Origin of the sequence: Herbaspirillum sp. GCM10030257, assembly GCF_042666555.1 — a bacterium.
Taxonomy (GTDB): Bacteria; Pseudomonadota; Gammaproteobacteria; order Burkholderiales; family Burkholderiaceae_D; genus Noviherbaspirillum.
The window spans coordinates 62,593-76,712 of record NZ_JBHTDH010000008.1; the positions used below are offsets into that span (position 1 = coordinate 62,593).

At 59.4% G+C, this 14,120-nt stretch carries 12 protein-coding genes; all 12 read right to left on the reverse strand.

Annotated features, from left to right (window positions below; translation table 11 throughout):
- Position 1: 1 nt before the first annotated feature.
- From ACFQUU_RS14060 to rsmH, 12 genes are read right to left on the reverse strand one after another with little or no spacing between them, the layout of a single operon-like run.
- Positions 2 to 775 (reverse strand): cell division protein FtsQ/DivIB, encoded by a 774-nt coding sequence (locus ACFQUU_RS14060; RefSeq protein WP_382248114.1) that lies wholly within the window; start codon positions 773 to 775, stop codon positions 2 to 4.
- Positions 776 to 800: 25 nt separating this feature from the next.
- Complete coding sequence (locus ACFQUU_RS14065) at positions 801 to 1,787, reverse strand: D-alanine--D-alanine ligase (protein WP_382248523.1); 987 nt, start codon at positions 1,785 to 1,787, stop codon at positions 801 to 803.
- A 32-nt stretch (positions 1,788 to 1,819) separates the two neighbouring features.
- Positions 1,820 to 3,205: a UDP-N-acetylmuramate--L-alanine ligase gene (gene murC, locus ACFQUU_RS14070; protein WP_382248116.1), complete on the reverse strand. Its 1,386-nt coding sequence runs from the start codon at positions 3,203 to 3,205 to the stop codon at positions 1,820 to 1,822.
- A complete protein-coding gene (gene murG, locus ACFQUU_RS14075; protein ID WP_382248118.1) occupies positions 3,202 to 4,296 on the reverse strand; it encodes an undecaprenyldiphospho-muramoylpentapeptide beta-N-acetylglucosaminyltransferase in 1,095 nt (364 codons plus the stop codon). The genes murC and murG overlap by 4 nt, the downstream gene beginning before the upstream one ends.
- Entirely contained in the window at positions 4,293 to 5,501 is a 1,209-nt protein-coding gene (ftsW, locus tag ACFQUU_RS14080) for a putative lipid II flippase FtsW (RefSeq protein WP_382248120.1), read from the reverse strand. The genes murG and ftsW overlap by 4 nt, the downstream gene beginning before the upstream one ends.
- Positions 5,498 to 6,988, reverse strand: coding sequence for a UDP-N-acetylmuramoyl-L-alanine--D-glutamate ligase (gene murD / locus ACFQUU_RS14085; protein ID WP_382248122.1), 1,491 nt, complete (start codon positions 6,986 to 6,988; stop codon positions 5,498 to 5,500). Before murD ends, ftsW begins: the two co-directional genes overlap by 4 nt.
- The gene (mraY, locus tag ACFQUU_RS14090) at positions 6,988 to 8,157 is read right to left on the reverse strand and encodes a phospho-N-acetylmuramoyl-pentapeptide-transferase (RefSeq protein ID WP_382248124.1); all 1,170 of its coding nucleotides are present in this window, start codon (positions 8,155 to 8,157) and stop codon (positions 6,988 to 6,990) included. Before mraY ends, murD begins: the two co-directional genes overlap by 1 nt.
- Before the next feature lies 1 nt (position 8,158).
- Positions 8,159 to 9,550: a UDP-N-acetylmuramoyl-tripeptide--D-alanyl-D-alanine ligase gene (murF, locus tag ACFQUU_RS14095; RefSeq protein WP_382248126.1), complete on the reverse strand. Its 1,392-nt coding sequence runs from the start codon at positions 9,548 to 9,550 to the stop codon at positions 8,159 to 8,161.
- Entirely contained in the window at positions 9,550 to 11,097 is a 1,548-nt protein-coding gene (locus ACFQUU_RS14100) for a UDP-N-acetylmuramoyl-L-alanyl-D-glutamate--2,6-diaminopimelate ligase (RefSeq protein WP_382248128.1), read from the reverse strand. The genes murF and ACFQUU_RS14100 overlap by 1 nt, the downstream gene beginning before the upstream one ends.
- A complete protein-coding gene (locus ACFQUU_RS14105) occupies positions 11,097 to 12,854 on the reverse strand; it encodes a peptidoglycan D,D-transpeptidase FtsI family protein (RefSeq protein ID WP_382248130.1) in 1,758 nt (585 codons plus the stop codon). Before ACFQUU_RS14105 ends, ACFQUU_RS14100 begins: the two co-directional genes overlap by 1 nt.
- The gene (gene ftsL, locus ACFQUU_RS14110) at positions 12,854 to 13,126 is read right to left on the reverse strand and encodes a cell division protein FtsL (protein ID WP_382248132.1); all 273 of its coding nucleotides are present in this window, start codon (positions 13,124 to 13,126) and stop codon (positions 12,854 to 12,856) included. The genes ACFQUU_RS14105 and ftsL overlap by 1 nt, the downstream gene beginning before the upstream one ends.
- Positions 13,123 to 14,118 carry a 16S rRNA (cytosine(1402)-N(4))-methyltransferase RsmH gene (rsmH, locus tag ACFQUU_RS14115; RefSeq protein ID WP_382248135.1) on the reverse strand — a complete coding sequence of 332 codons (996 nt, stop codon included), beginning with the start codon at positions 14,116 to 14,118 and terminating at the stop codon, positions 13,123 to 13,125. Before rsmH ends, ftsL begins: the two co-directional genes overlap by 4 nt.
- Positions 14,119 to 14,120: the final 2 nt, after the last annotated feature.

The window sequence follows — 14,120 nt, forward strand, 5'->3', positions numbered from 1 at the left end:
TTTATCGCTTCGCTTTTTTGCTATCCGTTCCAAACTTCACTCCCGGCGCCTTCAGTGCCAGTCCGTTCGGGTAACGCATATCCACACTTTCAATCTTGTCCTGCAGCCGGGAAGCCAGTTGCGGGTAAATGCCTATCAGCCGGTCGACGCGGTCCTTCAAGGTCGTCTTGCTCTGCTCACGTCCCAGCTCGACCGTCATGCCATTGCTTAGTTTCACAGTCCATGCGTAGCGACTTGACAGCTGCAACGCTTCCGGCGTCACCTGGATCGGCTTGAACCAGTCCTGCAATTCACGATAGCGCACGAGAATTTCCTTTTCGCTGCCTTCCGGTCCGTGAAACTTCGGCAATTCCCCATCTTCTTCCGCTTCGTCGAGGTTGGCGGTAAAGATATCGCCCTTGACCGACACCAGCCTGCCATCGTCACCCCAGGTCGCAAGCGGTTCATGCTCTTCGACCTGCACAATCAGCTTGTCGGGCCATTCGCGTCGCACACTGGCCTTGCGTACCCAGGGCACAGCTTCAAATGCCTGCCTGACCTCGTCGAGGTTGGCGGTGAAGAAGTTGCCCTTCAGGCGCGGCACGGCGGTGGTGCGGATAGTAGGTGCATTAACGTGCTTCAACGCCGTTTCGCCGACAGCTTCCACCTGAATACTTGTTAGCGTGAACATCGGGCGGTTGGCTACCCACCAGAGGCCGGACGCGAGCAGGCTCAGCACCAATGCGCCAAGCAAGGCGTTGGTGGTTGCGTTGAGCGTTCTGACGTCATGCCACATGCTTGTTCTTCTCTGCGTAAATTGCTTAAACCGGTTTCCAGTCCTGTGTCGGCTTGAGATCCAGATCGGCCGAACGCAGGATCTCAACGCACAGGTCTTCATAGCTGACACCCGCCGCCTTGGCTGCCATCGGCACCAGCGAATGGCCGGTCATGCCCGGAGAGGTATTGATCTCCAGCAGGAAGGGCTCGTTGTCGGTGGCGCGCAGCATGAAGTCAACGCGTGCCCAGCCGGAGCTGCCGACGGCATTGAATGCGCGCACGGCGATGGCCTGGATGCGTTTGGTCAATGCTTCGTCGAGCGGCGCCGGGCACAGGTACTGCGTGTCGTCGCTGAAATACTTATGTTCGTAATCGTAATTACCCTGCGGCGCGACGATCTCGACGATCGGCAGCGCACGGGCATTACGGCCTGTACCGAGCACGGGCACGGTCAATTCGCGACCGGTGATGAATTCTTCAGCAAGGACAACGTCGTCGTACTTCGCGCACAGATCAAAACCGGATTTCATTTCCGCCTGGCTGCTGACCTTGCTGATACCAATGGTCGAACCTTCATGCGGTGCCTTCAACATCAGTGGAAGGCCATATTCCGCCGGTACTTTGGCGAGTTCTTCCGCTGTCGCTTCCTTCGAATCGAGCACGGTAAAACGCGGTGTCGGCAAGCCGTGGCTGAGCCAGATACGCTTGGTCATGACCTTGTCCATGCCAATCGACGAGGCCATCACCCCGGAACCGGTGTACGGCACGCCGAGTTGTTCGAGGACGCCTTGCAGAGTGCCGTCTTCGCCATAGCGGCCATGCAGCGCGATGAACACGCGGTCAAATTTTTCCGCGGCCAGTTCAGCCATGCCACGCTCTGCCGGATCGAAGCCATAGGCATCGACCCCCTTGCTCTGCAATGCCGTGAGGACACCGCTGCCGGACATCAGTGACACTTCGCGCTCGGCGGAACGTCCGCCGAACAGCACGCCGACTTTTCCAAATTCTTTTTTCAGGTCTGTTGCACTCATCATTAATCCTGTTATCTCGTGTCAGCTCACTGTCAGTGCTGTTGTGTGAGCTTGCCGGGAACGCCGCTGATCGAACCGGCGCCCATGGTGATCACTACATCGCCATCCTTGGCCATGTTCAAGATGGTGGCTGGCATCTCGGCGATGTCTTCCACGAAAACTGGCTCAACCTTGCCAAGCACGCGCAATGCGTGCGACAGCGAACGGCCGTCGGCGGCCACGATGGGTTGCTCACCGGCTGCATAGACTTCCGCGAGAACCAGCGCATCGGCGCTCGACAGGACTTTGACGAAGTCTTCGAACAGATCCCGTGTACGTGTGTAGCGGTGCGGCTGGAATGCCAGTACCAGGCGGCGGCCCGGATAGGCACCGCGTGCCGCTGCAAGTGTCGCGGCGGTTTCCACCGGATGATGACCGTAATCGTCGACCAGCGTGAACGACCCGCCATCCGGCAACTTGACCTCGCCATAGCGGGTGAAGCGGCGTCCGACGCCATTGAATTCACGCAAGCCCTTTTGGGTGGCGCTGTCGGCCACACCGACTTCGCGGGCAATCGCAATCGCGGCGCAGGCGTTCTGCACGTTATGCATGCCGGGCTGGTTCAGATGGATTTCCAGCGGCGGATAGCCATCCTGCAGTACGGTGAATTCCATATGGCTGTCGACGGCCCTGGCATTGATTGCACGTACCTGGGCATCCGCGTGGAAGCCATAGGTCAGCACCGGCTTGGAGATGAACGGCATGATTTCCCGCACGTTCGCATCGTCGATGCAAAGCATCGCGACGCCATAGAACGGCAGGCGCTGGGTGAACTCCACGAAAGCCTGCTTCAGCTTGGCAAAGCTGTGATCGTAGGTTTCCATGTGGTCGGCATCGATGTTGGTAATCACTTCAATGCACGGCGAAAGATTGAGGAAGGAAGCATCGGATTCGTCCGCCTCGGCCACAATGAAATCACCTGCGCCCAGCTTGGCATTGGCACCGGCGCTATTGAGGCGGCCACCGATGACAAAAGTGGGGTCCAGTCCGCCTTCGGCCAGTACGCTGGCCACCAGGCTGGTGGTCGTGGTCTTGCCGTGAGTGCCGGCAATCGCGATACCCTGTTTGAGACGCATCAATTCGGCCAGCATGATCGCACGCGGCACGATGGGGATATGTTTGGCACGTGCGGCGATGACTTCAGGATTGTCACCCTTGACCGCGGTGGAGGTGACGATGGCGTCGGCGTTCTGCACGTTTTCCGCGGCATGGCCCTGGGTGACGCGTGCGCCGAGTTCGGTCAGTCGCTGGGTTGCCGCGTTGCTGCCCAGGTCGGAACCGGATACGGTGTAACCCAGGTTGAGCAACACCTCTGCGATTCCGCTCATGCCGGAACCGCCGATGCCGACGAAGTGAATGTTTTTGACTTTGTGTTTCATGCTTTATCTGCTAATTCTTCCAGAACGTTCGCGATGGATTCATTGGCCTCGCGCTTGCCGATGCGATAGGCGGCTTCCGCCATCGTGCGGCACTTTTCGCGGGTGATCGACTGCAGCAACAGCGTCAGTCTCTCCGGCGTCAATTCTTTCTGCGGCAGGTGAATCGCTGCCTGCTGTTTTTCCATCCATTGCGCGTTGTCGCGCTGGTGCGATGTGGTGGACGCAACCAGCGGAACCAGCACACTGGCGACACCTGCAGCCGTCAGTTCGGATACCGTGATTGCCCCGGCGCGGCAAATCACCAGGTCGGCTTCCGCGTAACGGCGCGGCATATCGTCGATGAAGTCGACCACTTCCGCCTGCACCTGCGCGTTGACATAGGCCTGGCGCAGCACGTCGATGTGCTGCCTGCCGGACTGGTGGGTTACGACCGGGCGATTCTCTTCCGGGATACGCGCCAGTGCAGCCGGCAGGCAGTCATTCAAGGCCTTGGCGCCGAGACTGCCGCCAACGACCAGCAACCTGAGCGGACCACTGCGCCTGGCATAGCGCTCCGCCGGCACGGCGACTTCGCTGATTTCCCTGCGTACCGGATTACCGGTAACCAGTGCCTTGCCGGCCGCGTTGCCGAAGTCGGCGGGAAAGCCAAACAACACGCGTTGCGCGACCGGGGCCAGCGTTTTGTTGGACAGCAAAAGGGCCGCATCGGCATTGACCAGCGCCAGCGGCACGCCGCGCAGCCTGGCCATCATCCCGCCGGGTACGGTCACATAGCCACCCATGCCGAGCACCACGCTGGGTTTGCGGCGACCGATGATGTTGAAGCAGGAAGCAAAGCCGCCCACCATCTTGAACACGCCGCGGACGGTATGCTTGAGTCCCTTGCCGCGCAAGCCTGCAAAGTCGATGGAGTCCATCGGGATGCCATGCTTCGGGACAAGATCGCGCTCCATGCCGTGCATGGTGCCCATCCACGACACTTCCCAGCCGCGCGCCTTCATGGTCTCGGCGATGGCCAGACCGGGAAAGATGTGGCCGCCGGTGCCAGCCGCCATGATCATCAGGCGTTTTGTCCTGGTAACGCGGCTCATATGCGCCCTCCCCGCATCAGCACGCGGTTTTCGTAATCGATGCGCAGCAGGATCGCGAGACCGACGCAGTTGATCAGCACGCCCGAACCGCCGTAGCTCATCAGCGGCAAGGTCAATCCCTTGGTCGGCAGAAGGCCGAGGTTCACACCCATGTTGATGAATGCCTGTACACCGATCCAGATGCCGATACCTTTTGCGGCCAGACCTGCAAAAGTCAGATCGATGGCAATCGCCTGGCGGCCAATTTCAAATGCCCGTTTGACGATCCAGTAAAACATCGCAACAACGACCAGCACGCCAACGAAACCAAGTTCTTCACCGATCACGGCCAGTAAAAAATCCGTATGCGCTTCCGGCAGGTAGTGCAGTTTTTCCACACTGCCGCCGAGACCGACTCCAAATAGCTCACCGCGTCCGAAAGCGATCAGCGAATGCGACAACTGGTAAGCCTTGCCCAGTGCGTTTTCCTCGTCCCAGGGATTGAGGTACGCGAAGATACGCTCGCGCCGCCATGGGGACAGGATGATCACCAGACTGAAGATGCCAACCAGCGTTGCGCCGATACCACCGAACCAGATGCCATTGATACCGCCCAGGAACAGAATCCCCATCGCGATACAGACGATCACACCGAACGCACCAAGGTCGGGCTCCAGCAATAGCAACAGGCCGACAAAGCCGATTGCGACCGTCATCGGCAGGAAGCCCTTGGTCAGCTTGTGCATGTATTCCTGCTTGCGGACCGTATAGTCGGCGGCATACAGCACGACGAACAGCTTCATCAGTTCCGATGGCTGCAGGTTGAAGACCTTGAATGACAGCCAGCGGCGCGCGCCGTTGACACCCTTGCCAACGCCGGGCACCAGTACCAGCACCAGCAGCACCAGTGTTGCGACGAAGAGATAAGGCGCAAGCCGCTGCCAGGTTTCAATGCGCACGCGGAAAACCAGGAAACCGGCAATCAGTGCTACGCCTACAAAAGCCGCCTGGCGGATCAGGAAATGTGAGTTCTTGTAGTTGGCGTATTTGGGCGAATCAGGCAAGGCTATCGACGCCGAATACACCATGACCATTCCGAACAGCATCAGCAATACAACGACCCACACCAGCGGCTGATCGTATTCCATCATCTTCGAGCGCTGGACGACACCGGGAATCGGTGCCTTCGGCGACGACGAGGAAAAGGAAGGGAGCGCGAATTTCATGCAATCACCTCGCCGCGTGACAAGCCGATTTCGCGGACCGCATCAATGAACACTTCAGCCCGATGCGCATAGTTGCGGAACATGTCGAGGCTGGCGCAAGCCGGTGACAGCAGTACGGCGTCGCCAATATGTGCGATGCCGGCCGCAGCCTGCACCGCTTGTTCCAGCGTGGTGCAATCGATCAGTTCAACCGACGTCGCGGCAATCGCTTCACGGATTGCCGGCGCATCCTTGCCGATCAGGACCACGCCGCGCACATATTTGGCAATCGGATCGGCCAGCGGTGAAAAATCCTGGCCCTTGCCGTCGCCGCCAGCGATCAATACCAGGCGGTTATTACCTTGTCCTACGCCAAGACCCTTCAACGCGGCGACCGTTGCGCCGACGTTTGTGCCCTTGCTGTCGTCGTAATAGTCGACGCCACCGACGTTGGCCACCAGTTCAACGCGGTGCGGTTCGCCGCGGTACTCGCGCAGCCCATGCAGCAGTGGCGCCATCGACAGGCCGATGGCACGGCAGAGGGCCAGCGCAGCCAGTGCGTTGGCGGCATTGTGCTGGCCACGAATCTTGAGCGCGTCGGCCGGCATCAGCCGATTGAGGATGATCGGCACTTCGGCGCTGTCCTTCTTGCGGCGGCGCTTTTCGCCTTCTTCGGATGCGATCGCGGTCGACAGCCATTGCATGCCGTTCTCGTCGACCAGGCCAAAGCAATCCGGATGATCAGGCTCATCGGTGCCGAAAGTGATCACCGTGGCCATCGGCGCAGTCATCTGCATCACGCGCGGATCGTCGCGGTTGAGCAGGCGAATCGTATTGGTGCCGAAGATGCGTGCCTTGTCCGCCGCATAGGCATCCATGTCGCCATGCCAGTCGAGGTGGTCCTGCGTAACGTTGAGCACGGTCGCCACATCGGCTTGCAAGCTGTAAGTGGTATGCAACTGGAAGCTCGACAGTTCGAGCACCCATGCCTGCGGCAGTTCACTCTTGTCGAGCGCTTCACGCAGCACGTCCAGTGCCGCCGGGCTGATATTGCCGGCAACCTGCGTTGTCAGACCGGCACGACGGCACAACATGCCGGTCAGGCTGGTCACTGTCGTCTTGCCGTTGGTGCCGGTGATGGCGATGACCTTCGGTGTGTACTCTTGCGTTGCGCGCAACGCGGCAAGCGCTTGAGCGAACAACTCGATCTCGCCCCACAGCGGAATATTCTTTTCTTGCGCGGCCGGAATGATCTCTGCCAGTTCGCGATTCGGCGCAAGGCCGGGACTGACCACGGCGAAATCGACGCCATCCAGCAATGCTGCATTGAATGCGCCGCTGACGAACTCCGCGGGAGCCACTGCTTCGCGCAGCGCCGGCAGACGATCCGGTTCCGCACGCGTATCGGCGACACGCAGCGTCGCGCCGCAGCGCGCCAGCCACAATGCCATCGCCAGGCCTGATTCGCCCAGCCCAAGTACGAGAGCGTGTTTTCCCTGATAGTCCATTAGCGTAGCTTCAGTGTTGACAGACCAAACAGCACAAGCATCATGGTGATGATCCAGAACCGCACCACAACCTTGGTTTCTTTCCAGCCCTTTTGTTCGAAGTGATGGTGCAATGGCGCCATCAGCAGGATGCGGCGACCAACGCCGTAACGCTTCTTCGAGTATTTGAAATAACCAACCTGCAGCATCACCGACAGCGTCTCCACCACGAAGATACCGCCCATGATGAAGAGAACGATTTCCTGGCGCACGATGACGGCAATGGTGCCAAGCGCACCGCCGAGAGCCAGTGCACCGACGTCGCCCATGAAGACCTGCGCCGGGTGGGCGTTAAACCACAGGAAGGCCAAACCTGCACCGGCCATCGCGCCGCAGAAGATCAGCAACTCGGCCGAACCAGGGATATACGGAATAAACAGGTACTTCGAATACATCGCGCTGCCGGTAAGGTAGGCGATCAGACCAAGTGCGGAGCCGACCATCACAGTCGGCATGATGGCGAGACCATCAAGGCCATCTGTCAGGTTGACCGCATTACTGGTACCGACGATGACGAAATATGTCAGCGCGATGAAGCCCCAGACACCCAGCGGATAGCTGATGGTCTTGAAGAACGGGACGATCAGGTCGGCCTTGGGCGGCAAGTCGAGGCTGAAGCCGGACTGCACCCACTCCATGAACAGCTGCAGCACCTTGGTGTTGGTCGGAGCGGATACCGAAAAGGCGAGATAAATCGCTGCGGCTACGCCGATCAGCGATTGCCAGAAATACTTCTCGCGCGATGACATGCCTTCCGGGTTCTTGTAGACCACCTTGCGATAGTCGTCGACCCAGCCAATCGCGCCATAGCCGAGCGTCACGACCAGCACTACCCATACAAAGCGGTTGCTGAAATCGCACCAGAGAATAGTCGAAATGCCAATCGACAGAAGAATCAGCGCGCCGCCCATTGTCGGTGTGCCAGTCTTGATCAGGTGGGTTTGCGGACCGTTGGTACGCACGGCCTGGCCGACCTTCAGACGGGTCAGCATGCGGATCATGGCGGGACCGGCGATCAGGCCGATCACCAGCGCCGTGAGCGTAGCAAACACCGCACGGAAAGTGATGAAGTTGAAAACGCGCAGCGTCCCCAGGTCTTGTTGAAAGTATTGCGCCAGCCAAAGCAGCATGTCAGTGCGTTCCCTGTCCTTGATCCATCTGATTGACGAGGTGCTGGACCACGCGCTCCATTTTCATGAAACGCGACCCCTTCACCAGCGTCGTCGTGTCGGCGGAAACCAATGCTTCGGCTGCCTGGCTGATCGACGCGATATCCTCGAAATGCTGCGCACCCTGACCAAAGGCCTGGCTTGCATGACTGGCCAGCTGGCCAAGCGTGAGCAAGCGTTCAATGCCCTGGTCCCGCGCATAGTTGCCAATTTCGACATGGAACTGCGGGCCTTCATCGCCCACCTCACCCATGTCGCCCAGCACCAGTACGCGGGGAGCCGGCGCATGCGACAGTACATCGATTGCCGCGCGCACCGAATCCGGATTTGCGTTGTAGGTATCGTCGATCACCAGTGCTCCACTCTTTGCGGTCTTGCGCTGCAGACGGCCGTTGACTGGGGCGAATGCCTCAAGTCCGCGTTTTACCGCGTCGTCGGGCACGCCGATCGCGAGCGTGCATGCAGTCGCTGCCAAAGCGTTACGTACGTTGTGTACGCCCGCTGCAGAGAGTGACACCTGGAATTGTTTCCCACCGGCAGTAATGGACAGGTCACTGCCGAAATCGTTCACCTGAAATGTGCAACTGACGTCAGCATCTTGCGAGAGGCCGAATGTCATTGTTTTACGTTGGCCGGCATAGCCACGCCACAGTGTGGTGTAGGTGTCATCAGCCGGGAAAACAGCAACGCCGTTTGCGGGAAGGCCGAGAAGAACTTGACCGTTCTCTTTTGCCACGGCTTCCACGCTTTCCATGAATTCCTGGTGCTCGCGTTGTGCATTGTTCACCACGGCGACGGTAGGTTGCGCCACTGCGGTAATGGCGGCGATTTCACCGGGATGATTCATGCCCAGTTCCACCACGGCGGCTTTATAGCCGGCGTTGAGACGGAACACCGTGAGCGGAACGCCAATATCGTTGTTGAGGTTGCCACGCGTGGCCATGGTGTGATCGGCACCAAACGCTGCAGCAAGAATGGACGCAATCATTTCCTTGACCGTGGTCTTGCCGTTGCTGCCGGCGACACCGATGACGGGCAGCGCAAACTGGCTGCGCCAGAAGGCACCGATCTCTCCGAGCGCGATGCGCGTATCGGGCACGACGAGTGCGGGGACAGTCAGACCGGCCGGTACGCGCTCGACGACCACGGCTGCGACGCCGCGTGCGGCAACGTCGTTCAGAAAATCATGTGCGTCGAAGCGTTCGCCGCGCAGCGCGACAAAGAGATTACCGGCAGCGACGTTGCGGCTGTCGGTCGATACGCCGTCAAACGCCACGTCGGTCACGGCCGCTGACGTATTGACTACGGCGGCACCCGAAATCCTTGGCTGGATCGCAGCCAATGATGATTTCATTACATCGTCCCCTTCATTGTTGCCCTTGCAGCCAATGCCAGCGCAGCATGGTCTGCATCCAAAAACGGCAATTTTTTGCCTTTGATCTCTTGATACGATTCGTGGCCCTTCCCTGCCAACAAAACCACGTCGTTCTTTGCTGCGTGACGTGCTGCCCACAGAATGGCGGCGGCACGATCTTCAATTACCTGTAACGCGTCTTTCGGCATGCCCGGCTTGTCGATGCCGGCGACCACTTGCGCGATAATCGCGGAAGGATCTTCGTTGCGTGGATTGTCACTGGTGACAATGACATGATCGGCTGCTTGCGCAACAGCACCCATCTGTGGACGCTTGCCCGGGTCGCGGTCACCACCGCAACCAAATATGCACCAGAGCTGGCCGCCGCGCTGCTCGGCGACCTGGCGCAGGCTTGCGATTGTCTTTTCCAGCGCATCGGGCGTGTGCGCGTAATCGATCACCATCAGCGGTGCTTCCTGGCCACCCAACTGCTGCATGCGCCCAGGTACGGCGGTCAGCGCTTCCGCTGCCTCCACCGCGGCTTTGAAGGCGATACCTTTGGCCAGCAGCACGCCAAGAATGCCAAGCACATTGCTGACATTGAATTGACCGATCAACTGGATCTTGACCGCGACTGATCCCTGCTCTGTATCGAGCTTGAAGGCAGTGCCGGCATGGCTGCTGCGAATGTCAGTGGCGCGCAGAACGTTAATGCCTGGCACGGACCGATGCGCAGCCGTGTAGCCAGTGATCACCACCTCGGCACGCTTCTGCTGCAGATACTGGACGAGGCGCATGCCCATCTCGTCGTCGAGATTGATGACTGCGTGCTTGAGGCCGGGCCAGTCGAACAGCGCACGCTTGGCTGCCTCGTAGGCTGCCATGTCGCCGTGATAGTCAAGGTGGTCGCGGGTGAAATTCGTGAACAGGGCGACATCGACGTGCATGCCATTCATACGTCCCTGGTCGATCCCGATGGAAGATGCTTCGATCGCCACGGCCTTTGCTCCGCGCTCGCGCAATTGCGCGAGCGTACGCTGCAGCAGTACCGCGTCAGGAGTTGTGTAGCCGTTCGCACTGAAACCACCATGGTCGCCACGTTCGAAGAGCCCGACGCCCAGCGTGCCAATGACCGCAGTCGACTGTCCGAGGCGCGACAGCGCCTTGCCCAGCCACTGGGTGCAGGAAGTTTTTCCGTTAGTGCCGGTTACTGCGACGCAGAACATATTCCCGTCGGGCGCACCGTAATACGCGTTCGCAATCGGACCGGCCGCTTTTTTCAGTTGCGGCACCGGGAGATGTTCAGCCTGCCAGCACGCTTTCCAGGAAAAGCCTTCGGCTTCGTAAACAATGGCGCGAGCGCCGTTGGCAAGAGCTTGTTCGATGAAATCGCGGCCATCTGCCACGTCGCCGGGATAGGCAAAGAACACGTCTCCCGGGCGCACGTTGCGCGAGTCCGACGAAAGCTGCGCCGACGGCGCCGTGGCATGCAGCCATGCCAGGATCTCGTCGGTATTCGTGCTCTGGACGGAAGCGGCCGTGTTCATTACAGGCTCTCCTTCAATGCGTCGGCAGGAATGATGATGTCGGTCACCGCCGTGTCGGGTGAAACATTCATCGCGCGCAGCACGTTCGCGGTTACCGCCGAGAACACCGGGGCCGCCACCTGGCCACCGTAGTGCATACCAGCGGATGGCTCGTCCACCATTACCGCAACGATGATGCGCGGGTTGGACACCGGCGCAAAACCAACGAAGGAAGCGACGTATTTGTTCACGTATTGACGTCCGGCCAGCTTGTGCGCGGTACCGGTCTTGCCGGCGACCCGATAGCCTGGCACTTGTGCCTTGGGCGCGGTACCGGTCGGTCCGGCAGCCATTTCCAGCATCTCGCGCACATCACGTGCCGTTTTCTCGGAGATCACCCGATGGCCAATGGGTTGATCCGTTGTCTTGTGAAAGGTGATCGGGATCATTTCGCCATTGCGCGCAAAAATCAGGTAGGACTGCGCCATCTGGATCAGCGATGTGGAAATGCCGTGACCATAGCTCATGGTCGCCTGTTCAATCGGTTTCCATGATTTGTAAGGACGCACCCGGCCAGCTACCGCACCTGGAAAATCAAGCTTGGGTTGCTGGCCAAGACCAACCGCGGTAAACATTTCCCACATCTGCTGGGGCTGCATTTGCAGCGCGATCTTGGCGGTACCGACGTTGGAGGACTTTTCCAGTACCTGGGCGACGGTCAACAACCCGTGCGCATGGGCGTCGCCAATGGTTGCCTTGCCGATGGTGATGCGACCCGGTGCGGTCTGGATGTTGGTGGTCGGCGTAACGAGCTTGTTTTCCAGCGCCAGCGCGACCGTGAACGGTTTCATGATCGAGCCCGGTTCGAAGATGTCGGTCAGCACGCGGTTGCGCAACTGGTCGCCGGTCAGGCGTGATCGGTCGTTCGGATTGTAGGTTGGCAGATTTGCCAGCGCGAGGACTTCACCCGTTTTCACATCGAGCACGACGATACCGGCGGCCTTGGCCTTATGCTTGTCGACCGCTTCTTTCAGATGTGAGAAGGCGATGTACTGAATCTTGCGATCGATGGACAAGGTCAGATCCTTGCCGTCATGCGGCGTGCGCGTTGCGCCGATGTCCTCGACGACGCGTCCGAGACGATCCTTGATGACGCGGCGACTGCCGGTGATGCCCGCGAGATTTTTCTGGAACGCGAGTTCCATGCCTTCCTGCCCCGCGTCTTCCACATTGGTAAAACCGACGATGTGTGCAAGCACCTCGCCCTCAGGGTAATACCGTTTGTATTCCTTGCGTGTCTCGATACCGGCGATGCCAAGCTTGAGGATCTTGTCGACCGTATCCTGTTCGACCTGGCGTTTCAAATAAACGAAAGTGCGGTCGGAGTCCAGCTTCTTGCGCAGGTCACGCTCGTTCATCTCGAGCAGCCTGGCGAGTTCACGCAGCTTTTCAGCCGGCGCTTCGGATACGTCTTCCGGAATCGCCCATACCGCCTTGACTGGCATCGACGATGCCAGCACTTGGCCGTTGCGGTCGGTGATCTTGCCACGCGTTGCCGGCAACTCCAGCGTACGTGCATAACGTGACGCCCCCTGCTTTTGCAGGAATTCGGTCGACAAGCCTTGCAACCACAAGGCCCGACCGGCCAGTGCTGCAAATGCGGCAAACATCACAAAGAGCACGACGCGTGAACGCCAGACCGGCAGTTTGACATCGAGCACCGGGCTGGCGCTGAACTGCACTCCTTTGCCGGCTGCGGTACGTGAGGCGGCGCGCATCAGTTGGCTCCCGGAATCAGGTACTGGGTACGCGCCGGTGTGACCACGACCATGCCGAGGTCACGATGCGCACTGGCTTCGATACGGGCGTGTTTGCCGAGTGTCGACTGGTCGAGTTGCAACTGGGACCATTCGATGTCGAGCTGACGCGACTGCGCTTGCGCGCGTTCGAGTTCAACAAACAGGCGACGCTGCTGATACTGCGCGTTCACAGCGGCCAACGCGCAGATGACCAGGGCGATGGTCAGGACAATATTGATACGGCCGCTCACGGAGCGCTCCCCGGTAATACAGATGATGCTGATGTTGCAAGTGGTGCTGTGGTGCGCTCGGCCACCCGCATGATCGCTGAGCGAGCACGCGGGTTGCCTGCGACTTCGGCGTCGGAGGGTTTTATTTTTGCTACCAGCTTCAGCTGTGGCTTCGGCAGGTCGACGGCACGGATCGGCAGGCGACGGTCTGGCTGCGGCGCGTTGGCTTTGGAAGCCATGAAGCGCTTGACGATGCGATCTTCCAGTGAATGAAAGCTGATCACAGCCATTCTCCCGTGCGGGGCCAGTTTTTCGAGTGCTGCGTCGAGACCTACTTCGAGTTCTTCAAGCTCTTTATTGATGTAAATCCGGATAGCCTGAAATGTGCGAGTGGCCGGATCTTTGCCCTTCTCGCGGGTTTTGACGGCGTGTGCCACGATCTCGGCAAGCTGTCGTGTGGTTGAAATTGGGGCGACTGTCCTGCGAGCAGTAATCGCCTTTGCAATCTGAAAAGCAAACCGTTCTTCCCCATAATCTCTTATAACCTTTCCTATCGTCTGTTCTGACTCGGTCGCGAGCCACTCTGCCGCCGACATCCCGCGCGTGGTGTCCATGCGCATATCGAGCGGACCATCCAGTCGAAAACTGAAACCTCGCGCCGCCTCATCAACCTGCGGCGAAGAGATTCCCAGGTCCAGCAAAATCCCGTCTACCTGAACAACGCCGCGTGCATCGAGCGCGTCGCGCAGTGTGGCGAAACTGTCATGCACGATCTCAAACCGTGCGTCGCCAATCGTGTTTGCCGTCGCAATCGCCTGCGGATCCTTGTCGAATGCAATCAACCGGCCTTGCGGGCCGAGATGCTCGAGGATCCGGCGGCTGTGACCGCCGCGGCCGAAGGTGCCATCGACGTACACACCATTGGCGCGTTCACCGTCGATTTGCAGGCCATCTACCGCCTCTTCCAGCAGCACCGTACGGTGCTGCAATTCCGGCACCGTCTGAGTTGTCATAC